Raw genomic sequence first — 22521 nt, 5'->3', positions numbered from 1 at the left:
CATGATCGGCCGCGTCGCGCCTGGCCCGGTGCCCGCCAGCGCGCGCGGCTGCCTGCATTGCGGCCTGCCCGTCCTGCCGCCCGCTGCATTCTGCTGCGCCGGCTGCGAGGCGGCGCAGGGCTTGGTCGCGGGGCTCGGCCTCGACGCCTTCTACCGCCGCAATACCGTGCCGGATGGCGTGCTGCGCCCGGACACGGCGCCCCCCGTATCGCTGGCCGCCGCCGCCGAACCCGATGGCGCGGGCTGGCGCCTGGATCTGATGGTCTCCGGCCTGCATTGCGGCGCCTGTGTCTGGCTGGTCGAACAGGCCCTGGGCGCCGAGCCTGATGTCATCGGCGCCCGCGCCGCCCTGACCACCCGCCGCCTGGCTCTGCGCTGGCACGGCGACCGCGCGCGGGCCGAGGATTTCGCGGCCCTGCTCGGCCGCCTCGGCTTTCGCGCCGTGCCCTTCACCCCCGCCTGCCTGCGCGCCGCCGACGAAGCGGAGACCCGGTCGCTCGCACGGGCCCTCGGCATCGCCGCCTTCGGTGCGATGAATGTGATGCTGGTGTCCTCCGCCGTCTGGTTCGGCGTGGACATGGGGGAACAGACGCGCGGGCTGATGCATTGGCTGGCGGCGCTGATCGGCCTGCCGACCATCGCCTTCGCCGGGCTGCCCTTCTACCGCTCCGCCTGGGCGGCGCTTTGCGCACGGCGGGTCAACATGGATGTCGCCATTAGCCTGGCCGTGCTGGCGACGGCGGCGATGTCGCTGTCGGAGGCGATCCGGCTCGGCCCTTACACCTGGTTCGACGGGGCGACGACCTTGCTGGCGCTGCTGCTGGCCGGGCGCCTCCTGGATCGCACGGCACGCGGGCGGGCGGGCAGGGCGGTCGCGGAATTGCTGGCGCTGCAGGAGGGCACGGTCCGTCGCCTCGGCCCCGATGGCACGCTACGCGACATCCCGGTCGCCGAAATCCTTGCCGGCGACCGCATTTTGGTCGGCAGCGGCGAACGCCTGCGGCTGGACGCGATCATCGAGGAGGCGCCCGGCCTCTTCGACCTGTCGGCGACCACCGGCGAAAGCCTGCCGCGCGGGATCGCCATCGGCGGCGCCGTGGCCGCCGGCGCGGTGAACATGGGCGGGCCGGCCGTGCTGCGGGTGACGGCCGCGGCGGCCGATGGGTCGCTGGCCGCGATCGGGCGGTTGCTGGACCACGCGGCCCAGGCGCGCGGGCGCTTCGTCACCCTGGCCGATCGCGCGGTCGGCTTCTACGTGCCGGCGGTGATGGTGGTGGCGGTAGCGACCTTCCTCGGCTGGTGGCTCGGGATGGGGCTTGGCTGGCAGGCGGCGCTGGTGCCGGCCGTGGGCGCGCTGATCGTAACCTGCCCCTGTGGCCTGGCCATCGCCGTGCCGGCGGTACAGGTCGTGACCGTGGGTGCGCTGTTCCGCCGGGGCGTGCTGGTCGCCTCGCCGACCGCGCTGGAACGTCTGGCCGCGGTCGATCGCGTCGTGCTGGACAAGACCGGCACCTTGACCCTCGGCCGCCCGGTGCTGCGCCCCGGCGATTGGACGGCCGATGATCTGCGGGCTGCGGCGGCGCTGTCCCACGGCAGCCGGCACCCCTTGGCGCGCGCCCTGGCGCTGGCCTGCCCGGAGGCGCCGCTCCAAGCCGATACGGTGGAACATCCGGGGCAGGGGATGGCGGCCGGTGGCGATCGCCTGGGCAGCGCGGCCTTCTGCGGCGTCGTGGACGATACCGCCTGGCCGACGCTCTGGTTCGCGCGGGATGGCGGGGCGGCCGTCGCCTTCCGCTTCGCCGACGCGCTGCGCCCCGATGCCGTGGCGGCGGTCGCCGCATTGCGCGACCTGGGCCTGCGTGTCGAAATCCTGTCGGGCGATGGGCCGGGCGCCGTCGCCGCCATCGCCGCCGAGGCCGGGATCGCCGACTGGACCGCCGGCGCGCTACCCGCCGCCAAGATCGCCCGCATCGCGGCACTGCGCGACGCCGGCCATCGTGCGCTGATGGTCGGCGATGGCATCAACGACGCGGGAGCCCTCGCGCTGGCCCATGCCGCCGCCGCCGCCCCGGGCGCGCAGGATTTGGCGCAAGGTGCCGCCGATATCGTGTTGCGCGGCGACGCGCTGATGGCGCTGCCCGCCGCCATCCGCGCCGCCCGCCGGGCCCAGTCCCTGGCGCGGCAAAACATCGGCTTCAGTCTGGCCTACAACCTGGTCGCCGTGCCGACCGCCGTGCTCGGCCTGCTGACGCCGGTCGGGGCCGCGGCCGTCATGGCCAGTTCTTCGATCCTCGTGATCCTGAATGCCCTGCGCGCCGAAGGCGCGGGACACATGCAACGTGCCGAAGATGCGGGGGCGCCATGGACGCGCTGATCATCCTGGTGCCCGTGGCCCTGCTGCTTGGGCTGATCGGCCTTGGCGGCTTCCTGTGGGCGTTGCGCTCCGGCCAATACGACGACCTGGACGGCGCCGCGTCCCGCATCCTGTTCGACGACCCACCCAACAACACCCCACCAAGGCAGACCCCGCCATGACCTCCAGCCGCATCTTCTTCCTGATCCTGTCCGGGATCATCGCGCTGGTCGGGCTGGCGGCCGCCGCCATGGCGCACGACTACCTCCAGGTGTTTGGCCTGGGGTTGTTCGCCTTTGGCGTGCTTTTCGCCTTCGGCTGCGTGAAGCGGCATTTCGACGAACAGGACGCGGCGCATTGACGCGTCGGGGGTGTCAGGCCGCCGCGCCGTCCGCCTCGGCCAGGGCTTCCAGCGCCGGCAGGTTGGTCAGCACCAGGCTGCCGCGACTCGGTTCCTCCAGCAGCCCCGCCCGGCGCAGCGATGCGAAGACGCGGCTGACGCTTTCGATCGTCAGCCCCAGGTAATCGCCGATATCCGTCCGCGTCATCGGCAGCGACAGCGGCCGCCCGGTGGCGCCGTTGCGGCGTGCGGATGCGTAGAGCATCAACAGGAAGGTCGCGACCCGGCCCTCCGCGCTGCGATGCGCCATGGCCCCCAACTGGTCCTGCGCCGCCGCCAGATCCTCGGCGCACAATTCCAGCAGGCGATGCGACATCGACGAACAGCCGCGGCTCATCTCCTCCAGCTTGACCCGGTCCAGCCGGCAGACGGTGGCGTCCGCGACCAGTTCGGCATCAAAGGGATAGCGGTCGCGTGAGGTATAGCCGATCAGGTCGCCCGGAAAGCGGAAGCCGATGATCTGCTGCCGTCCATCGGGCATCGCCCGCAGCAGCTTGGCCGCGCCATCGACCAGGGTGAAGACCGCCCGCGCCTGGTCGCCTTCGCGGAAGACGGCACTGCGGGCGGGCAATCGGATCGAAGTCGCCGCGGCGGAGAGTTTCGCGTGGTCGGCATCGTTCAGGGCATGGCAAAGACCCTTGATGGCGCCGGCGCATTTGGCACAAAGGGCCTCCATCGCCCGGTCATGCCCTGATCGTGCAACAACATCCACGACCTGCCCTCCTTATCAGTAATACATTGGTGCAACGGTCGGCGCCGAACAAGCATCCCGACGTGTTAAAAGCACCGACAGGTCGCGGCATGGTTGCTTGCGCGGCGTCGACGGCGCAAATAAATCAATACCATAAGGATGGGGGCGGCGGGGATGTTCGATTTCAACCGTCTGGCCGAGGCGCTGATGGGCGGTGCCGCCCGCCCCCCCGGCAGGACTCGGCGCCGGCGGGCCGCATCGCCCTTCGGCTCCTCCCGATCGAATGAGGCGCGGGCCGTCCGCGTGCTGGCCTCGCTGGCCGGGCTGGCGGTGGAAGCCATGACTAAATCCGCCGAGCCGGCGCCGCCCCCGCGCAAGGCCGACGGCACCCCGCCCCCCGGCAAGCCGGCCGCTTCGCCCTGGGGCAACCCGCCCCCCGCGCCCCCCGCCCCCCGCGCCGAACAGGCGGAAGCGCTGCTGCTGATCCGCGCCATGGTCGCCACCGCCGCCGCCGATGGCGCGGTGGACCGCGCCGAACGCCAGGCCATCGCCGGGCAGTTGGATGCCGCCGGGCTGACCCCCTCCGAACGCGACCTGGTGCTGGCCGACCTCGAAGCCCCGGCGACGCCCGAGGCCCTGGCCGCCGAGGTCACCGACCCGATGCAGGCAGCCCAGCTCTACGCCGCCGCCGTCGCCATCGCGGCCGAGATGTCGGCCGCCGAACGCGGCTTCCTTGACCGCCTGCGCGCGGCGCTGATGCTGTCCCCCACGGCGGCCGCGGCCATCGAGGCCAGGCTGGCCTGAACATCCAAGATCCACGAACTGGACCCCAGCGCATGCACGACCAGGAGAATTCCGGCCTTTCCCCCAGCCAACTGGCCCTGCGCGACCGCGCCCGGGAATTGGCGCGGGAAGCCGCGGCGGGGGCTGCCGAGGCAGACCGGACCGAGGCCTATCCCTGGGCCATGGTCGCCCGCATGGCCGAAGCCGGCTTCACCGGCATGACGATCCCCCGCGCATACGGCGGGCAGGGGGCCAGTTACCTCGATGCGGTGATCGCCGTCGAAGCCTTCGCCGCCGCCTGCGCCGTCTGCGGCCGCATCGTGGTCGAGGCGAACATGGGCGCCGTCGGCGCGATCATGACCTATGGCACCGAGGCCCAGAAACGCCAGGCGGCCGCCGCGGTTCTCAGCGGCGACAAGCCCGCCATCCTGATCACGGAACCCGAGGCCGGGAGTGCCGCCACCTCCATGGCCACCCGCGCCGTGCGCCACGGCAATACCTGGGTGCTGGATGGCGCAAAAACCTGGATCACCGGCGGTGGCGTGTCCCGCCTGCATCTGATCTTTGCCCGTGTGATCGAGGATGGGCAGGACCAGGGCATCGGCGGCTTCATCGTGCTGCGCGACACGCCATCCGACGCACCGGGCCTGGTCATCCACCGCCGCATCCCCACCATGGGGCTGCGCGGCATGCCGGAGACGGAAATCCACCTGCGCGGCCTGGAAGTGCCCGACAGCCAGGTTTTGCGCGCGCCCGGCGGCTGGCGCGGCGGGTTCGGGCGGCTGATGGATGCCTATAACGGCCAGCGGGTGGGGGCGGCCGCGGCGGCCCTGGGGCTGGCGGCCGGGGCCTTCGGCCATGCCCGCGACTACGCGCTGGACCGCCGTCAGTTCGGCCGGCCGATCGCCGAATTCCAGGGCCTGGCCTGGATGCTGGCCGATATGAGCATCCGGGTCGAAGGCGCCCGCCAGATGGTCTTCCGCGCCGCGCGCAGCGCCGGGCCCAACGGCTTCCCCGACCGCCTGGCCGCCGCCCAGGCCAAGGTCATGGCCGCCGATGTCGCGATCGAGGTCACCAACAATGCGTTGCAGGTCTGGGGCGGCGCCGGCTATTCCCGCGACAACCCGATGGAACGCTACGTCCGCGACGCCCGCATGTTCGCCATCGCCGGCGGCACCGGCCAGGTGCTGCGGACCCAGGTGGCCGAGCAGATCCTGGGGATGCGCATGCCGCAGACCCGCGATGGCTGGATGGCGGTCGAGGCCGCCGAGCACAATCTGCGGACGGCGGCGGAATAGGCCGGATTTTGACCCGCGCGGGTTGACATCCGGGGCCGCTGCCGCCTAGACGCTGCCTCCCACCCGCGCACCGAAGGTCGTGCGGGACTCGTTAACGCGCTTCCGGACTGGTCCCATGAAGATCCGCAACAGCCTCAAGACCGCCAAGTTGCGGGACAAGAACTGCATCGTCGTGCGCCGTCGCGGCCGGACGTATGTGCTGAACAAGAAGAACCCCCGGATGAAGGCCCGCCAGGGCTGATCTTCGGCGGCTGAATTTCGGCATGAAAACGGCGGGCCTTGGCCCGCCGTTTTTGTTTCGGGTCTCGCTGTTGCAGCCCGGCCATGCCGGACGCATCTTCCTGTCACGCCCGGCACCGCGCGAAAAAGCAGGACCCGCCGCCATGATCGCCCAGCCCGCCCCCAAACCCGACATCCTGGCGCGGCGGGAGGAGATTGTCGCCGCCCTCCGCCTGCTGGTCCCGCCCAGCAGCCAGGGCCATGGCGTGATCAGCGACGCGACCCGCCTGCGGCCCTATGAGACCGATGGCCTGGCCGCCTATCGCCAAGTGCCGCTCGCGGTCGTGCTGCCGCATACGACCGAACAGGTCGCCGCCGTCCTCGCCTATTGCCACCGCACCGGCTTGCGCGTGGTGCCGCGCGGGGCAGGGACCTCGCTATCGGGCGGGGCGCTGCCGCTGGAGGATGCGGTCGTCGTCGGGCTGATGCGGATGAACCGCATCCTGGACATCGACTACGACAACCGCCTGGCCGTGGTCGAAGCCGGTGTCACCAACATCGGCATCACCAAGGCGGTCGAGGACGATGGTTTTTTCTACGCCCCCGACCCATCCAGCCAATTGGCCTGCATGATCGGCGGCAACGTCATGATGAACTCGGGCGGCGCGCATTGCCTGAAGTATGGCGTCACCGCCAACAACCTTTTGGGACTGAAGTTCGTCACCATCGAAGGCGAGATCATCGAGATCGGCGGCGATCACCCCGATGCCGCGGGGTTGGACTGGCTCGGCTTGATCACCGGCTCCGAGGGCCAGTTGGGCATGGTCACCGAAGTCACCGTCCGCATCCTGCGCGGGCCGGAGGGCGCCCGCGCCATGCTGGCCGCCTTCGATTCCAACGAAGTCGCCGGCGCCGCCGTCGATGCCATCATCGGCAGCGGCATCATCCCCGTCGCCCTGGAATTCATGGACCGCCCCGCCATCCACGCCTGCGAGGCCTTCGCCCATGCCGGCTACCCGCTGGATGCCGAGGCGATGCTGATCATCGAGGTCGAGGGCAGCATCGCCGAACAGGACGACATGCTCGCCCGCATCCGCGACATCTGCGCCCGCTTCAACCCGATCAGCATGAAGCTGGCCGAAAGCGCCGAGCAATCCATCGCCATCTGGAAAGGCCGCAAGGGCGCCTTTGGCGCGGTCGGGCGCATCAGCCCCGATTACCTCTGCATGGACGGCACCATCCCGACCAGCCAATTGCCCTTCACGCTCCGCCGCATCCAGGAGATGTCGGACCAATACGGCCTCAAGGTCGCCAATATCTTTCACGCGGGCGACGGCAACCTGCATCCGCTGATCATGTTCGACGCCAACGACCCCGATAGTTTTCTGCGCGCCGAACATTTTGGCGCCGATATCCTGAAGCTCTGTGTCGAGGTGGGCGGCTGCCTGACCGGCGAACACGGCGTGGGCGTGGAAAAGCGCGACCTGATGAATGTGCAGTTCACCGCGCGCGAACTGGACCAGCAGCGCGCGATCAAATCCGCCTTCGACCCGGCCTGGCTGCTGAACCCGTCAAAGGTGTTCCCGCTCGACGGCTTGCCGGCCGCGGCCGCCGCCATGCCCCTGCCCATCGCCGCCGAATGATCGCGCCCACTGACGAGGCCGGCGTCGCCGAGGCCGTCCGCGCCGCCCGCGAACCGCTGGCCATCGAGGGCAATGGCAGCAAGCGCGGGTTGCTGCGCCCGGTCCAGGCGGCGCAGGTCCTGTCCACCCGCAACCTGACCGGCATCACCCTCTACAAGCCGGCGGAACTCGTACTCTCCGCCCGCGCCGGCACGCCGATCCCCGAGATCGAGGCCGCGCTCGCGGAACACGGCCAGCACATCATCTCCGAACCGCCCGATACAAGCGCCCTGTTCGGCAGCGACCTGCCCGCGACCCTGGGCGGGATCGTCGCCACCAACCTCTCCGGTCCCCGCCGTATCTCCTGGGGCGCGATGCGCGACCATGTGCTTGGCGTGCGCTTCGTGAATGGGCAAGGGGAGGTGCTGCGCTCCGGCGGACGGGTGCTGAAGAATGTCACCGGCCTCGACCTCAGCAAGTTCTTGTCCGGCAGCCATGGCACCCTGGGCATCCTGACCGAGGTGACGATCAAGGTGCTGCCGGGGCCGGAAACCTCGGCCACCGTCGCGGTGCCGGTCGCCGATGTGGCAGCCGGCGTGCGGGTGCTGTCGGCGGGGTTGGGCAGCCCGTTTGGCGTCTCCGCCGCCGCGGTCCTGCCGCAGGGCTTTGGCGACCTCGCCAGTCCCGTGGCGCTGCTGCGGATCGAGGATTTCGCCCCCTCGGTCGCCTATCGCGCCACCAAGCTCGCCAGCGATTTCCCGGGGGCTTCCGTGATCGAGGCCGAAGCCTCCCGCCACCTCTGGCGCGCCATCCGCGATGCCGAACCGCTCGCGGCACAGCCGGGGCAGGCGATCTGGCGCGTCTCCGCCCGCCCCACCGAAGGCCCCAGGCTGGTCGCCGCCCTGCCAGGTTTTTCCGCCTTGCTCGACTGGGGCGGCGGGCTGGTCTGGCTGGCGGGTGAGGGGAGTGAGGCCAACCACCGCGCCGTGATGGCGGCGGCCGCGGCGTCCCGCGCCTCCTTCACCCTGTTCCGTGGCCCCGAGGCCTTGCGTGCGGCCTTGCCCGTGATCACCCCCGACCAACCCGCCCTGGCCGCCATCGGCGCCCGGGTGAAGGCGGTCCTCGACCCGGCCGGGCTGTTCAACCCGGGGCGGATGCGCGCGGGGGTCTGACCCTCAGGGCGCGCGCCCAAACCCCTGGATCGTCCAGACATAGGGCGCGTCATCCGGCCGGACCGAACCGATGCGCGCCGCGTTGACATCGGCGATCGACACCATGCAGGCCGCCCACATGGCCATCAGCAGCAGCGACAGCGGAAGATGGCGCTTGCCGCCCAGCCCCAGGTGGAAGCCGACCGCGCCATTCGCCGCGACCGACATGCCCAGCAGCATCCACAGGATCTCGGCCGGGATGCGGGCGTTGAAGGCGCGGCGCTGCGCCGTCGCCTGGTCGAACATGTCGTTCAGCGACGCCAGCATCAGCGATGACAGCGCATTCGGCTGGGGCCGCGCCAGCGCCACCGCCTGGTTCCAGATCTCGGTCTGCTGGCGGTTCGTCTCGGCGTTGATCCGGTCCAGCAGCGGAGGGTCCTGCGGTGCGCGCACGAAGGCCAGGCGCAGATCGGCCCAATCCTCCACGGCGCGGCGCAGCACCATCGCCTCCGGCGCTTCGGGCAGGCCGGCGCGCAGCCATGCGGTGCCGATGGCATTGGCTTCCTCCAGGCTCACGGCGCGCCGATCCTCGAAACGCTGCTGCGCCAGCGACAGGGTGAGGCCCAGCACGAAGGCGAGCAGCCCCAGCATGCCGGTCACGATGAAGCCGACGGAGGGGTCGCTCTCCCCCATGCGGGCGGCGCGACGGCGGCCGAGCCGGTAGCCGGTCTCGCTGGATACGATGAGCATGACGCAGAGCAGCGCGCCGAGGCCCAAGGTCCCGATCGCCGTCAGCACTTCACGAAAAATCATGCACCACGCCCCCAAGGCAGGCCGGGCGCCCGAGTCGTCTCGCACTACGGCATGATTTGGTCTAGAAGAGACGCAGCCCCATTCGCAAGAGACTGAAATGCGTCGCCTCGCCGCCCTGATGCTGCTTTTCCTGGGTCTGGCCACCCCCCCCGCGCGCGCCGATGTGCTCTACGTGCTGAATTCGGGCGATGCCGAAATCATGGTGCTGGACGCCACCACCCGGCAGGAAATCCGCCGCATCGGCGTGCTGCGTGAGGCGCATCACCTGGTCTGGGCGCCCGACCGCTCGGTGCTGCTGATCGGGGATTCCGGCGGCAATGAGATGCTCTTCGTCCAGCCCGCGACCGGTGAGGTCCTGCGGCGCGAACGCATCTCCAACCCCTACCACATGGAATTCAGCCCGGACGGCAAGCACCTGGTGGTCACCAGCCTGCGCCGGAACCAGGTGGACATCTACGCCTGGAACGGCACCGACCTCGCCCTGCGCGCCCGGCTGCGCATGCCGGACAAGCCGAGCCACCTGGCCTTCCGCCCGGATTCCAAGATCGTCTACGTGACCTTGCAAGGCTCCCGCGCCATGGCGGCGATCAGCCTGGAGACGCAACTGCCGCTTTGGCAGATGGAAGTCGGGCGCGAACCGGCCGGGGTGATCTGGCACAATGACCGCCTGCTGGTCGGCATCATGGGCAGCGACCATGTCGCGGTGGTGAACCCTGAAACCCGGGCGGTCGAACGCACCATCTTCACGGGCCGGGGCGCCCATGCCTTGTTCGTCGGGCCGAACCAGGGGCCGGTCTATGTCACCAGCCGGGTCGACAGCCGGATCACCGCGCTGGACCCCACCACCCTGCAGATGACCCAGTCCTGGGTGGTGCCCGGCGGGCCGGACTGCCTGACCTTCGACCCGGAGGGGCGCATCTGGGCGACCCTGCGCTGGTCCGGGCGGGTCGGGGTTCTGGACCCGGAAACCGGCGCCCAGGAAAGCTTCCGCATCGGGCGCAGCCCGCATGGCATCCTGTATGTGCCGGTCCGCCCCACGGCTGCCGCGCCCCGGACCGCTTCGGCGACACGTTGAGCATGCCGACACGGCGTGGGGTTTTGACCGCGGCAGCCGTGGCCTTCCCGCTCGGGGCCTTGCCGCTCGGGGCCTTGCCGGCCCAGGCCCAACCCCGCTCCGGCGGCACGCTCTACCTGACCATCGACACCGGCTGGTCGCGTGAGGCGGAGCGCATCGCCGCCATGCTCGCCGCCCGGCAGATCCGCGCCACGCTGTTCCTGGCCGATGAACCGAGTTTCCGCGGCGACCGCACGCTTGATGCCGCCTGGGCCCCCTTCTGGCGCGCCCGCGTCGCCGAGGGCCATGGCTTCGCCAGCCACACCTGGCGCCACTGGTATTTTGCCGCCGACCCGGGGCCGGGCCGGGTACGCTACGCCTCCCGCCGGAACGAGGGTGGTGAGACGCTGGACGCGGCGGCGCTCTGTGCCGAACTCATGCGCCCGATCCAGGCGCTGGCGGCGATGGCGCCGGGGGCCAATGTGCTGCCGCTATGGCGCGCACCGGGGGGGATCACGACGCCCAACGCGCTGCACCTGGCCGCTGGCTGCGGTTTGCGCCACCAGGGCTGGTCCCGCGCCGGCTTCCTGGGCGATGAGCTGGACGCGGCGGCGCACCCCAACGCAGCACTGCTGAACCGCGCCCTGGCCAATATCCGTGACCAGGATGTGCTGATGATGCATTGGGGCGTCCGCTCCCGCCGCGACCCCCTGGCCAATGTGCTGGAACCGATGCTGGACGGGCTTCTGGCCCGCGGCTTCCGCTTTTCCGTCCTGCCGCCGGGCGGTATAGGCTAGCCCCCATGTTCAGCTTCATCGACGACATCTGGACCACGCTGACCGGGTGGCTGTTCCTGCACGCGGTGCAACCGGTGCTCTATGCCGCGGGGCTGATGGACTGGGCCGACGACGCCTTCGAATGGATGGATTTCTTCCTCTTCGGGCTGTTCAGCGTCGCGGTGGTCTATGTGATATGCCGCCCGCTCGAAGCCTGGCGCCCGGTCGAACGCTGGGGCGACCGCCGCGCCGTCAACACCGATGTGATCTACACGCTGTTGGCCAGGCTGGGGCTGCTGCCACTGCTGGCCTTTGTCGTGCTGGCCTCGATCCAGGCGTGGTTCGAGGGCTTTGTCACCGAGACCGGCTGGATCGTGCCCTCGCTGGAGACCCTGCTGCCCTGGCTGCGCGACTATCCCTTCGTCGCCTTCGCCGTCTATGTCGTGGTGCTGGATTTCGGCGAATACTGGCGCCACCGCTTCCAGCATCAGATCGGCTGGTGGTGGGCGCTGCATTCCGTGCACCACGCCCAGACCCAGATGACCTTCTGGACCGACGACCGGAACCACATCCTGGACGACTGCATCGGCGCGGTTTGGTTCGGCACCCTGGCGCTGCTGATCGGCGTGCCGCCGGCGCAATTCCCGCTGGTCGTGCTGGTGCTGCGCTTGGCCGAGAGCATGAGCCACGCGAATGTCCGCCTGTCCTACGGCCGGATCGGTGAGCGCCTGGTGGTCTCGCCGCGGTTCCACCGGCTGCATCACGGCGTGCTGTCGGCCGGCGCGACGGGGAAGAACTACGCCGTCCTGCTGCCCGTCTGGGACTGGATCTTCGGCACGGCCGATTTCCGCCGCGACCAGTTCCCGCTGACAGGGGACCCGGACGCCAGCCCCGCCATGGTGCGTGGCGGCTGGCTGCGGCAGCAGGGCGAAGGCTTCCGGCGTTTGTGGCACGCGCTGTTCCGCCGCGCGGCCTAGGCAAGCGTCTGACGACCTCTGTATGAAAGAAGCATCGGTTACCGGGAGATTGGCCGATGCTGCCAACGTTGCTTCGCCTAGTTGCCCTCGTTTGCGTATTGGTTGTCACGATCGTGTCGGCACACGCCCAGACTGGTAGGCCCAACAGGCAGCCCGGATGGGAATACCGGCCTTCGCTTGACAACCAACGACCCGGCTTTGCCTTCGACCCCTGTCCCGGTTGCAACAGTCACGACAGCGCTTTCGTCGCTTTCATCTGTGAAGTCAGCCGCACTCCGACGATGACCCTGAATCCGCCTGACCAGAACGGCCACCTGTCGCGGCTTCGGAACCAGTCGGTCCTCATGGAACTTATCGTGGATGGAACGCGGCATCCCTTCCGGATGCAGGTGGATGTCGGTCCGGCCGGGCCGATCCTCGAGACATCGGTTCCCTCTGAGCATCCGATATTCCAGTCGCTCGCCGACGGCCGCAACGTGGTGCTCGCGGGACCTGGTGGCTCAGTGACGATGCCGCTGACGCGCTCCGGCTTGGTCATCCGCCAATGGGCGAATGCCTGCAACGCCCAGGTCGCCTCTCCACAACCGCGGGCCCCCAATGCGGTGGCCTCGGCGCCTCAGGCCGCGCCCGTCGCACCCACCCGGCCGGCGGTGCAGCCGCCTGGCAACGGAGACAGGAACGTGTTCGGTGGCGGCATGGACGGCAAGCAGCAGTCCGCGCCAGGCAAGCCGCCGTCCCCTGCTCCGGCCTCCGGCAACCTCCGTGGAGATCAACCACCGGCCGCTGCCGGACAACAATCTCCGCCTCCGGCACGACAGCAGGCCCCAGCGGCCACGGCGCAACCGTCCCAGCCCCCTGCGAGACCGTCGCCGGCGGCGCAGCGTGTCCAACCGACCCAGGATCCGAGCCGGCTTTGCCCCGATGACGTCGGTGATAGCCGCACGTCATTCATGTGCTCCTGCACCGCGGACATGACCGCCAGGGGCGTGGTCCACGGTTCCAATCCCTACGCTGGCGGGTATCCCACCACATCGATCTGCCGGGCGGCCGTTCATGCCGGTGCGATCGACATGTCCGGGGGCGTGATCGGGGTTCGCGGGGTGGATCCTTTCACGTCCTGGTTCGGTGCCAGCACGCGCAATGGCGTGCAATCGAGCCCTGATTCCAATGCTCGTGCGAGCAGGGCATTCCGTATCGACAGGGTGGACCAGCCTGCCGGCCCCTCGGTTCAAGAGCGTATCCGGCAGCATCCCCTTCGCCGACTCATGGACGAGCAATGCGCGCAAGGCGAGGGCGCCGAGCGGATCGCCACCTGTCTTATCGCAGCCTACCGCGCCCAGACATTCGGCGACGAATTCAGCCGTGGCCTGGACGTCGGCTTCGTCTCCCAGGTCATGGCCGACTACCGAAGCGGCGAGAAAACCTGCTTTGCCTATATGGACCTGCTCCGGCGGTCTTTGCATTCCGTGACCACCGCTGGATACCCGCTTCCTTCGGGCATGGTGGACTGCCGGACAATCGGAGAGATCATCACCTCGATGATCGGATTTCCGTCGGTGATCGGAAGCTGTGCCCGGCCGGAGCGGCATGGCTTCGAGCATATGGAGGCATGTTTCGCATCACTCGCGACCTACCGGCGCAATGCGATCGGTGCACCGCCGACCCACTTCATCCAGCGGATCACCGCAGGCCTTGACCAGGCCACCATCCGGCGCGCTCAGGGGGATTACGCCAGCTTCGTCAACCAAGCCCCCCAGCAGGCCTTTGACGAGGCGCTCTTCCTTTCGCTCCGCGCCGGATTTGAGTTCTGCACCTCATCCCGCCGCCTGGATCCGCGCGAGCCCCGTTTGGGGATGCTCAATCGGTATGGCTCCCTGGTGAACTCCGCCGTGGAGTTCCAGAACGAGGCGCAGTTCGACAACGCCGTCAGGCAATGGGCGGAGCAGGTGACCTGCGCGGATATCATGCGCCTGGCCGCGAAGCTGGGAGCCGTGAGCGAACAGGAAGCGAGACCCTATCTTGACCGCGCCATGGCCAATGATGCCGCGCGCTGTGCGCCAACGCGCCCGGGCGGCGCGCCGACGCCGGAGGAGGTCCGGGAAAGCGGTGACCGCCTTGCCGCGCGTGCGATGTGCCGGGCAGACACGCTCGAGGGCGCTCTGCGAGGACGGATGGCTGGCTTGAGCATGAGGGTCGCCCAAGACGTCTGCCAGATCAATGTCATGGGGAATTTCAACGCATTCTCCCTGGATTATCGGTTCGTCCCCCAGACCTGCCGGAATGCCGGTCCCGGCCTTTCGCAATGCGCTGGAACGGTCCAGTCGGCATGCTCCTCGAACCTGGATGGCATGGGCGACGCGGCGTGCGCGGCGGCAACCTGGCAGAGCCAAGGCGTCATGGAGTATCGTTATGACGCCCCGACATGCACTTGGGTTCCGACCAACCTTCAGGAGCAGCGCAGCACACGGGTGCCCTGGTCTGGACGACGGTGAAAGCGACCCCCCGGTAAAATGCTAGGTGGGCCTGGGACCTATTCTGCAACTGGAGAGAATGTTCATTCCCGCTTACCACCTCTGCACCAGTCGGATTTCCAGATACATTCCTCGCGTGAGCGACGGCGCCGCTACACGCAGCGTGCTATCGTGCTTTCCCGACCGGGCTTTGTATTTCAAAGTCAAAATGGCCGGCTTCGACGTCTCCCAGAGGGTCGTGTCGTATCGCGTGGTCTGAACGCTGATCCTTAGCGGGCTGGTCCGCAGCGTCAGGATGGCACTGCGGACAGGCAGACTGGAGTAAACGCCAAAAGGCCAAGGGGGGCGCTTCATCCAGACGAGCATCCGCGAATGGGGCTTTGCCTCGCCTTTCAATCCGCGATGGAGCGACCAGCGCCATGCATCCTTGGCTACATGCCTTTAGCATGCCAGGCCTCTTGCCGCTCTCAAGGGAAGTCGCCTACCAGCCGGATTAGCGGGGACAAAGTCCCTGGCAATGATCCCTCGCTTCCAGCACGCGAGCGGAAGCCAAGTCGCCTCGCACGCACCCCGCCACATCGAACGAACAGGACAACACCACATGGGCTTGCACGGAATCACCAGGCTGGCGGAGGAAGCGCGCCTGTCCGGCGCCACGGTGGGGGGCGGGCTGATCTGGCTCGCCGGCCAGGTCGCCGATGACCCGACCGCCGACGCCGAGGCCCAGACCGCCGATGTCCTGGCCCAGATCGACGCGCTGCTGGCCGAAGCCGGCACCGACAAGCGCGCGCTGCTGTCCATCACCATCGTCCTGCCCGACATCCGCGACGCGCCGGCGATGAACCGCGCCTGGGATGCCTGGCTGGACCCGGCCCACAAGCCCGCCCGCATGACGATCGAGGCACGGCTGGTCGATCCGCGCTGGCGGGTGGAAATCACCGGCGTCGCCCTGGCGCCAGGGGCGCCGTGACCGGCCGGACATGAACGCCGGCCCGCGCCGCACCCGCCTGCTGAACCGCGCCTGGCTGCGCTCCTCCTCCCTCAGTTTCAGCATGTCGCTGATCGTGGCGGCCGGGGTGGGCGATGGCGACTGGGGGCTGCCGGTCGCGGTACTGATGGTGGCGGCGATCGGGCTGGGGTTGCTGCACTACCTCTTTCCGCGCGGGGTGCATTTCGCCTTCGGCACCGCGACGGGGCTGGCGCTTTACGCCAGCCTTTTTGCCGTGCTCGGGCGCGCCGCCTTTCCGGACGTCTACCCGACGGTGCGGGTCTTTGCCTTTTGCCTGCCGGCGGCCTCCTTCCTCGGCTTCGTCTGGTTGCGCCGGGCGGCCCTGGTCCGGCTGGCCGAGAACCCGGGGCCACCCGATCCGAACCACATGCCGGGCATCCTGCGCTGGCTGGGTGGCCTGCTGGCGGTGGCGACGGTGTCCTTCGCCCTTCCCATCAACCGCTGGACCCCGGTCGAACAATCCCTGGCGCTGGTCTTCTCCATGGCCACGATCTCCCTGCTGGTCGCGCTGACCGCGCGGGATGTCGTGCGCCTGCTGACCGATGCCGCCCTGATCCTGGAGGAGATGGCCGGGCGCGCGGCCTATCTGCTGGTGCCGGTGGTGGCCTTCCTGATCCTCTATGCGCTGCTGGTGATCGGCTTCGCCTCGGTCTACCGCATCGCGGATTCCCTGTCGGTGTCACCGCTGTTCCATGGCGCGGTCGATGGCGCGCGGCTGACCTTCGCCGATGCGCTGCATTTTTCCGTCGTGACGCTCTCCACCGTCGGCTACGGCGATATCCGCCCATCGGATGACGGCATCCGGCTGCTCGCTGGGGTGCAGATGGTCGCGGGCCAGGTGCTGCTGCTCTTCGGCTTCTCCGAGGTGATGCGCAGCCGCCGCGCACAGGCGGTGAACGACGACCAACCCCATCGCCATGTGGTCGCGGCCGAGCCCGTCGCCCCACCGGCCGAGGCACCGCCCCGTTGATCCCGCCATCCGCCGGGCGCATAGCCGCATGCGCCGGCATATCCTTGCCGCGCCTCCGCCGTCCGGCCGCCGCAATCACTGGCCAATGTGCCGTTTCCCGATCCGGAACCTAGCATGCCGACCGACACCACCCAGGCCGCCGCCACCCCCGATCCCGCCTTCTGGGCCGGGCGCCGCGTGCTCGTCACCGGGGGGGCGGGATTCCTCGGCTCCGGCCTCTGCCATGCGCTGGCGGGCTATGGCGCGGAGGTCGTGGCGCTGGATGCCATGCTGACCGGATCGGCCGCACACCCGGCCAACCTGGCCGGGCTGCCGGTGCGCCTGCTGAAGCGCGACCTGCGCGACGCCGATCTGGAAGCAGCCTGCGGCGGCTTCTCCGTGCTGTTCAACCTGGCGGCCCAGACCAGCCACGCCGGCGGGCAGCGCGACCCCGCGACGGATGTGGACATCAACACCACGGCCCAGATCCGCCTGATCCTGGCGATGCGCGAGGCCGCGCCCAAGGCCATCGTCGTCCATGCCTCGACCCGGCAGTTCTACGGCAAGCCGCAATGGCTGCCGGTGACCGAGAACCACCCCATCGCGCCCCCCGACGCCAATGGCGTGTCGAAATTCGCCGGCGAGCAATACTGGATGCTGGAGAACCGCGTGCACGGCCGCCCCGTCGTGTCGCTGCGGCTGACCAATTGCTACGGCCCGCGCATGCGCATCTTTGACGCCCGGCAAACCTTTGTCGGGATATGGCTGCGCCGCTTGATCGAGAACGAACCTTTCGAGGTCTGGGGCGGCGAGCAGATGCGCGACCTGACCTATCTGGACGACGTGACCAATGCCTTCCTGCTTTCGGCCGAAAAAGCCGCCTGCCACGGCCAGGTCTTCAACCTGGGCGGCGGCCCGCCGGTGACCCTGCTGCAACTGGCCGATGCGGTGGTCGCGGCCAATGGCGGCGGGACCTATGCGGTAAAAACCTTCCCGCCGGAGGCGAAGGCGATCGACATCGGATCCTACCACGCCGACGACAGCGCCTTCCGCAAGGCCTCCGGCTGGGCGCCGCGGATCGGCCTGGCCGACGGGCTGACACGCAGCCTTGAATTCTTTCGTCCGCGACTCGCGGCCTACACGCTAGAGGTGCCGACATGAACGCAAGCATCCCGACCCTCGTCCCCCAGGCCGACCCTGGTGCGGCCTATCGCGCGCAGCAGCCGGCGATCGACGCCGCCGTGGCCCGGGCGATGGCCTCCGGCTGGTATATCCTGGGCAAGGAGGGTGCGGCGTTCGAGGCCGAATACGCCGCCTGGACCGGCCCCGGCCAGCATGCCGTCGGCTGCGCCAATGGCACCGACGCCATCGCGCTGATCCTGCGCGGCATGGGCATCGGGGCAGGGGCCACCGTCGCCACCGTCAGCCACACCGCCGTCGCGACCGTGGCCGCGATCGAGATGGCGGGGGCGACGCCCCTGTTGCTCGACATCGACCCCGACCATTTCACCATGGACCCGGATGAGTTGATCGCCGTGCTGGAAGACCCGCCGCCGGGCCTGCCGCCGATCCGCGCCGTGATCCCGGTGCATATCTACGGCCAGATGACCGAACTCGGCCCGATGCTGGAGGCCTGCCGCAAGGCGGGCGTGGCGCTGATCGAGGATGTGTCCCAGGCCCATGGCGCCAGCCTGGACGGCGCCCGAGCCGGCACGCTGGGCGATGCCGCGGCCTATTCGCTCTATCCGACGAAGAACCTGGGCGCGCTGGGCGATGCCGGGGTGCTGACCACGCCGGACGCGGACCTCGCCGCCCGCATCGCGGCGCTGCGGCAATATGGCTGGAAGGAACGCTACATCAGCGACCTGATCGGGGTGAATTCGCGCCTGGATGAGCTCCAGGCCGCCATCCTGCGCGTGCGCCTGCCGCTGCTGGACGCCGCCAATGCGCGCCGGCAGGAGATCGCGGCCGCCTATGATTCGGCGCTGGAGGGTGGCCCCTACCAGGCCCCGGCGCGACGGGACGGCTACGGCCATGTCTTCCACCAATACGTCCTGCGCGTGCCGGAACGCGCGGCGCTGATGGCGCGGCTGCGCGGCATCGGCGTCGCGACGGGCATCCACTACCCTGTCCCCGTCCACCTGCAGGGCGCCTATCGCGACCGCGTCGCCATGGGCCCGGCCGGCTGTGTCGAGACCGAGGCCGCGGCGCATGAGGTGATGAGCCTGCCGATGTTCCCCGAATTGACCGACAGCCAGGTCGAAACCGTCTGCGCCGCGCTGCGGTCCCTGGCGGAGTAGCCGACACAGCATTGGGCAGCCTGCCCGCGCGACGAACAACCGCCGCGCGGGGGGGCGATGATTTTCGGCGGCGCGGTCGTCTTCGCCCTATCCGCCGGCATCTTCGCTGGTGCAGCATTCAACAATGCCCGACGCGCTCTCCCAACCGCAAATCCAGCCCCTGGCGACGCAGGAACTCGAAGCCGAATTGCTGGCCGGGCTGCACGCCGCCCGTGCTGCCGCCGCCGCCGATCCCTTTGGCGACCCGGTGCTGGCGACCGCCCTGTCGATCAGCCGCCGCATGGACGATGGGCGGCTGGATGAGGCGCAATTGGCCGCGCTGATCCAGCGCATGGCCGATGCCGCCGCCACCGACCGTGCCGCGCGGGTCGATGCCTACCTCGGGCCGGTGGACCAGAAATCCGCGGCCGCCCTGGCATCGCGTCTGGTGCGCCCGGACCCGGATGACAGCCCGGTTCCCTTCGCCGCCTATCGCAGCCTGATCGAACGCGCGCGTTTCGCCGCGGTCTTCACGGCGCATCCGGTCTTCGCCCATCCGCCCGCGACCTATGCCGCCATCGCCGCCACGGCCGAGGGCGGCACGCCGCAGACCGGCCTGGTCCATCGCCCAAGGCCACCGACCCTGGCCGATGAATTCGACCGCGCCATGCTGGCCATCCAGAACGGCCGCGCGGCCCTGGATGAACTGTCGGGCGCGCTGCTGGATGCCGCCGCCGGCACCTGGCCCGATCGCTGGCAGACGCTGGCCCCGGCGCCGATCATCCTGACCACCTGGGTCGGCTACGACACCGATGGGCGCACCGACATCGGCTGGAACGACACGCTGCGTTTCCGCCTGCTGATGAAGCGCGCCCAGTTGCAACGCCTGCACGCCCAATGCGCCGCCATCGGCGAGGTCGCCGCGGCCCTGACCGCGCGCGTGGCCGATGCCGTCGCGGCGGTGGCAAGCCAACTCGACGCCTGCCCGCAAACCCCCGATGCCCACAACACCGCCGCCTTCGCCGGGGTGCTGATCGGGCAGCGCGACACGGCGCTGGTCACCCCAGCCCCCCTGCTGCCGCTGTTCGAAGCGGCCATCGCCGCCGCCCCCGACAACGCCACGCGCCGCGCCCTGGCCGTCGCACGCGCCGGGCTGCTCAGCCACGGGCTGGCGCTGGCGCATACCCACGTCCGGCTGAATGCGCAGCAGATCCACAACGCCATGCGCCAGCGCCTGGACCTGGCCGCGGCACCGGAGGACCCCTCCCAACGCCGCGGCTTGCTGGTCCGCATCAACGCCGCCCTGGCCGATTGCCCGGCCCAGCCGATCGATTTCGGCGCTTTGCTGGCCGAACAGGCCTCCGCCGCGCGGCTGATGATGACCGTCGCGCAGATCGCCAAGCATGTGGACGGCAGCAAGCCCGTGCGCTTCCTCGTGGCCGAGACCGAGACCGGCTACACCCTGCTCGCCGCCCTCTGGCTCGCCCGCCGCTGCGGGATCGAGCACCTGGTCGAAATCTCCCCCCTGTTCGAAACCGCCGAGGCGCTGGACCGTGGCGAGCGGGTGCTGGAGGAGGCGCTGCGTTCGCCCCATTGGCGCGCCTATATCCAGGCCCAGGGGCGGATGTGCCTGCAATTCGGCTATTCCGACAGCGGGCGCTACGTCGGCCAGATCCCGGCCTCCTACCTCGCCGAAAAGCTGAAACTGCGGCTGGTGGACCAATTGCGCCGGCATGGCCTGTCGGGCATCGAGGTCGTGCTCTTCGACACCCATGGCGAAAGCATCGGGCGCGGCGCGCATCCGGGGTCGCTGGCCGACCGGTTCAATTACCTCTCGCCGCCCACCATGACGCGGGCCTTGCTGGCCGCCGGGCTGTCGCTGCGGGAGGAAGCCGCCTTCCAGGGCGGCGACGGCTACATGCTCTTCGGCACGCCGGGCCTGGCGCGCCGCGTCGTCGCCCGCATCGCGGCGCATGCCTTCGCCAGCCACCTGGCGGGCAATCACCCCGAGGCCGATGACCCGATCTACGCCGTCAGCGACTGGGCCGCGGATTTCTTCGCGACCGCCCGGCGGGAGATGCAGGCGCTGGTCGAGGATCCCGGCTACGCGGCACTGCTCGGCGCCTTCGGGCCGGGGATGCTGGACAAGACAGGCTCCCGCCCGGCCGCACGCCAGGCCGATGGCATGGGCGGTGCCGCGCGCATCACCCATCCGTCGCAACTGCGCGCGATCCCGAACAACGCGATCCTGCAACAGCTCGGCTACCTGGCCAATTCGCTGCATGGGCTGGGCCATGCGGCCGAGGCCAATCCCGAACTCTTCGCCGACATGCTGGCGCGCTCGCCGCGCTTCACCCGCGCCATGGGCATCGCCGCGCGTGCGGCCGCTTGCAGCGACCTTGGCGTGCTGCGCGCCGCCGTCGGCAGCCTGGACCCCGGGCCATGGCTCGATCGCGCCGGTTTCACCCACCGGCCGGGGCGGCGAGAGGCGCTGATCATGCTGGCCGCCGCCGTCGAGCGGCTGGGCCTCTCCGCCCCGATCCGCCGCATGTTCCGCCGCTTGCAGGCCGACAACCTGGCCCTGCGCGCGTCCTGGCCCGGGGGGCTGCCGGCCATGCCGGACCGGCTGGTGCTGCTGCATGCGCTGCGCCTGGCGCTGATCCAGCGCATCTGGCTGCTGGCGGTGTCGGTGCCCGATTTCTCACCCCGCCATGGCGCGACCCGCGACACGGTGCTGAACGCGATGCTGCGGCTGGAGGTGGAGCCGGCGCTGGCGGTGCTGGAAGACATCTTCCCCGCCCGCACCGACCCCGCCGAGGGGCTGGATTTCTTCGAACCCGCGCCGCCGCGCGAGGGCACCGACTACGCGCGCGAACATGCCGCCATCTTCCAGCCGATCCGGCGCCTGTTCGGCCTGACGCGCGAGTGTTCGGCCGCCATCGCGCATGAGGTGGGGGCGTTCGGTTAAGCCGCCTCGACCCCAAAGGCCTGCCTGATCTCCAACACGCCCTTGGGCGTGACCGCGATTGCGCGCGACCCGTCGATCCGGCGCACCCAGCCGTGCCGGAAACAGGCCTCGCAGAGCGCCCGCCCCACCGCGCCCGCGACATGCGGGCGGCGTTCGCTCCAATCCAGGCAAGGCCGGCAGAAGACCCGGCCGCCGCCGCGCCGGGCGCCAAGGTCCACGCCCAATCCACCCAGGAACTGCAACCCGTCCGGCGTCACGGCGCCGCCATCGGCCAGGAATTCGATCTGCCCGCGCGTGACCATCGCATCGGCCATCGCCACCGCCAGCCTGCCGGCCAAATGGTCGTAGCAGGTCCTGGCCGCCCGCATCGCCCGGTCCCGCGGGCCGGTCACGACCGGGCGAACGGCGGCCACGGCCATGATGCCTTCCAGCATGCGCGCGACCTCCGGCGAGGCCAGGCGGTGGTAGCGATGCCGCCCCTGCTGCTCCACCGCCAGCAAGCCGGCGGCGCTCAGCCGCAACAGATGCCCGCTGGCGGTCTGCGGCGTGACCGATGCGGCGCGGGCCAATTCGCTGGCGGTCAGCGCGCGGCCATCCATCAGCGCCGTCAGCATGTTGGCCCGTGTCGGATCGCCCACCAGGGCCGCGATGGTGGCCAGGGCCGATGTGGTGACCATGTCGCTTCCTGTTCCTGGTCCCGGACCAGCA

The 22521-nt window shown here is 69.9% G+C and carries 20 protein-coding genes; 17 read left to right on the top strand and 3 right to left on the bottom strand.

Going from position 1 to position 22521, the window contains the following annotated elements:
* Position 1 precedes the first annotated feature (1 nt).
* The 3 genes from ACQW02_RS11860 to ACQW02_RS11850 are packed head-to-tail and all read left to right on the top strand — an operon-like array spanning position 2 to position 2714.
* Complete coding sequence (locus tag ACQW02_RS11860; RefSeq protein WP_431285900.1) at positions 2–2374, top strand: heavy metal translocating P-type ATPase; 2373 nt, start codon at positions 2–4, stop codon at positions 2372–2374.
* Entirely contained in the window at positions 2362–2535 is a 174-nt protein-coding gene (gene ccoS / locus ACQW02_RS11855) for a cbb3-type cytochrome oxidase assembly protein CcoS (protein WP_431285450.1), read from the top strand. Before ACQW02_RS11860 ends, ccoS begins: the two co-directional genes overlap by 13 nt.
* Positions 2532–2714, top strand: a complete 183-nt coding sequence (locus ACQW02_RS11850) for a hypothetical protein (RefSeq protein WP_431285449.1) — start codon at positions 2532–2534, stop codon at positions 2712–2714. The genes ccoS and ACQW02_RS11850 overlap by 4 nt, the downstream gene beginning before the upstream one ends.
* Positions 2715–2727: 13 nt before the next feature.
* Here ACQW02_RS11850 and ACQW02_RS11845 read toward each other — a convergent pair whose 3' ends face one another.
* A complete protein-coding gene (locus ACQW02_RS11845; protein WP_431285448.1) occupies positions 2728–3429 on the bottom strand; it encodes a Crp/Fnr family transcriptional regulator in 702 nt (233 codons plus the stop codon).
* A gap of 189 nt (positions 3430–3618) precedes the next feature.
* On the opposite strand from ACQW02_RS11845, the gene ACQW02_RS11840 reads away from it, so the two are divergent.
* From ACQW02_RS11840 to ACQW02_RS11820, 5 genes are all read left to right on the top strand, one after another.
* The gene (locus tag ACQW02_RS11840; RefSeq protein ID WP_431285447.1) at positions 3619–4248 is read left to right on the top strand and encodes a DUF533 domain-containing protein; all 630 of its coding nucleotides are present in this window, start codon (positions 3619–3621) and stop codon (positions 4246–4248) included.
* 32 nt (positions 4249–4280) lie between these two features.
* Positions 4281–5525 (top strand): 3-sulfinopropanoyl-CoA desulfinase, encoded by a 1245-nt coding sequence (gene acdA / locus ACQW02_RS11835; RefSeq protein WP_431285446.1) that lies wholly within the window; start codon positions 4281–4283, stop codon positions 5523–5525.
* A gap of 115 nt (positions 5526–5640) precedes the next feature.
* Positions 5641–5766, top strand: a complete 126-nt coding sequence (gene ykgO, locus ACQW02_RS11830; RefSeq protein WP_431285445.1) for a type B 50S ribosomal protein L36 — start codon at positions 5641–5643, stop codon at positions 5764–5766.
* Positions 5767–5908: 142 nt separating this feature from the next.
* Positions 5909–7387 (top strand): FAD-linked oxidase C-terminal domain-containing protein, encoded by a 1479-nt coding sequence (locus ACQW02_RS11825; RefSeq protein WP_431285899.1) that lies wholly within the window; start codon positions 5909–5911, stop codon positions 7385–7387.
* Complete coding sequence (locus ACQW02_RS11820; RefSeq protein WP_431285444.1) at positions 7384–8538, top strand: FAD-binding protein; 1155 nt, start codon at positions 7384–7386, stop codon at positions 8536–8538. Before ACQW02_RS11825 ends, ACQW02_RS11820 begins: the two co-directional genes overlap by 4 nt.
* A gap of 3 nt (positions 8539–8541) precedes the next feature.
* Here the strand turns inward: ACQW02_RS11820 and ACQW02_RS11815 are convergent, their stop codons facing one another.
* On the bottom strand, positions 8542–9330 hold the full coding sequence (locus tag ACQW02_RS11815; protein ID WP_431285443.1) for a hypothetical protein: 789 nt from the start codon (positions 9328–9330) through the stop codon (positions 8542–8544).
* 97 nt (positions 9331–9427) lie between these two features.
* Here ACQW02_RS11815 and ACQW02_RS11810 point away from each other — a divergent pair, with 97 nt between their 5' ends.
* The 9 genes from ACQW02_RS11810 (at position 9428) to ACQW02_RS11770 (ending at position 21813) form a co-directional block, all read left to right on the top strand.
* Positions 9428–10405: a YncE family protein gene (locus ACQW02_RS11810; RefSeq protein ID WP_431285442.1), complete on the top strand. Its 978-nt coding sequence runs from the start codon at positions 9428–9430 to the stop codon at positions 10403–10405.
* 2 nt (positions 10406–10407) lie between these two features.
* Complete coding sequence (locus tag ACQW02_RS11805) at positions 10408–11181, top strand: polysaccharide deacetylase family protein (protein WP_431285441.1); 774 nt, start codon at positions 10408–10410, stop codon at positions 11179–11181.
* Positions 11182–11186: 5 nt separating this feature from the next.
* Entirely contained in the window at positions 11187–12137 is a 951-nt protein-coding gene (locus ACQW02_RS11800) for a sterol desaturase family protein (RefSeq protein WP_431285440.1), read from the top strand.
* 281 nt (positions 12138–12418) lie between these two features.
* Positions 12419–14629 (top strand): LCCL domain-containing protein, encoded by a 2211-nt coding sequence (locus tag ACQW02_RS11795; protein ID WP_431285439.1) that lies wholly within the window; start codon positions 12419–12421, stop codon positions 14627–14629.
* A gap of 580 nt (positions 14630–15209) precedes the next feature.
* Positions 15210–15578 carry a RidA family protein gene (locus ACQW02_RS11790; protein WP_431285438.1) on the top strand — a complete coding sequence of 123 codons (369 nt, stop codon included), beginning with the start codon at positions 15210–15212 and terminating at the stop codon, positions 15576–15578.
* Between the two features lie 10 nt (positions 15579–15588).
* Positions 15589–16587: a potassium channel family protein gene (locus tag ACQW02_RS11785; RefSeq protein ID WP_431285437.1), complete on the top strand. Its 999-nt coding sequence runs from the start codon at positions 15589–15591 to the stop codon at positions 16585–16587.
* A 114-nt stretch (positions 16588–16701) separates the two neighbouring features.
* A complete protein-coding gene (locus tag ACQW02_RS11780; RefSeq protein ID WP_431285436.1) occupies positions 16702–17727 on the top strand; it encodes an NAD-dependent epimerase/dehydratase family protein in 1026 nt (341 codons plus the stop codon).
* Positions 17724–18866, top strand: a complete 1143-nt coding sequence (locus ACQW02_RS11775) for a DegT/DnrJ/EryC1/StrS family aminotransferase (protein ID WP_431285435.1) — start codon at positions 17724–17726, stop codon at positions 18864–18866. The genes ACQW02_RS11780 and ACQW02_RS11775 overlap by 4 nt, the downstream gene beginning before the upstream one ends.
* 124 nt (positions 18867–18990) lie before the next feature.
* The gene (locus tag ACQW02_RS11770) at positions 18991–21813 is read left to right on the top strand and encodes a phosphoenolpyruvate carboxylase (RefSeq protein ID WP_431285434.1); all 2823 of its coding nucleotides are present in this window, start codon (positions 18991–18993) and stop codon (positions 21811–21813) included.
* On the opposite strand, the gene ACQW02_RS11765 is transcribed toward ACQW02_RS11770, so the two are convergent.
* Positions 21810–22490 (bottom strand): ArsR/SmtB family transcription factor, encoded by a 681-nt coding sequence (locus tag ACQW02_RS11765; RefSeq protein WP_431285433.1) that lies wholly within the window; start codon positions 22488–22490, stop codon positions 21810–21812. The two genes, ACQW02_RS11770 and ACQW02_RS11765, sit on opposite strands and share 4 nt — an antisense overlap.
* Positions 22491–22521 lie beyond the last annotated feature (31 nt).

Source organism: Humitalea sp. 24SJ18S-53, from assembly GCF_050632385.1.
Lineage (GTDB): Bacteria > Pseudomonadota > Alphaproteobacteria > Acetobacterales > Acetobacteraceae > Humitalea.
This window is presented reverse-complemented; position numbering and strand designations above follow the sequence as displayed.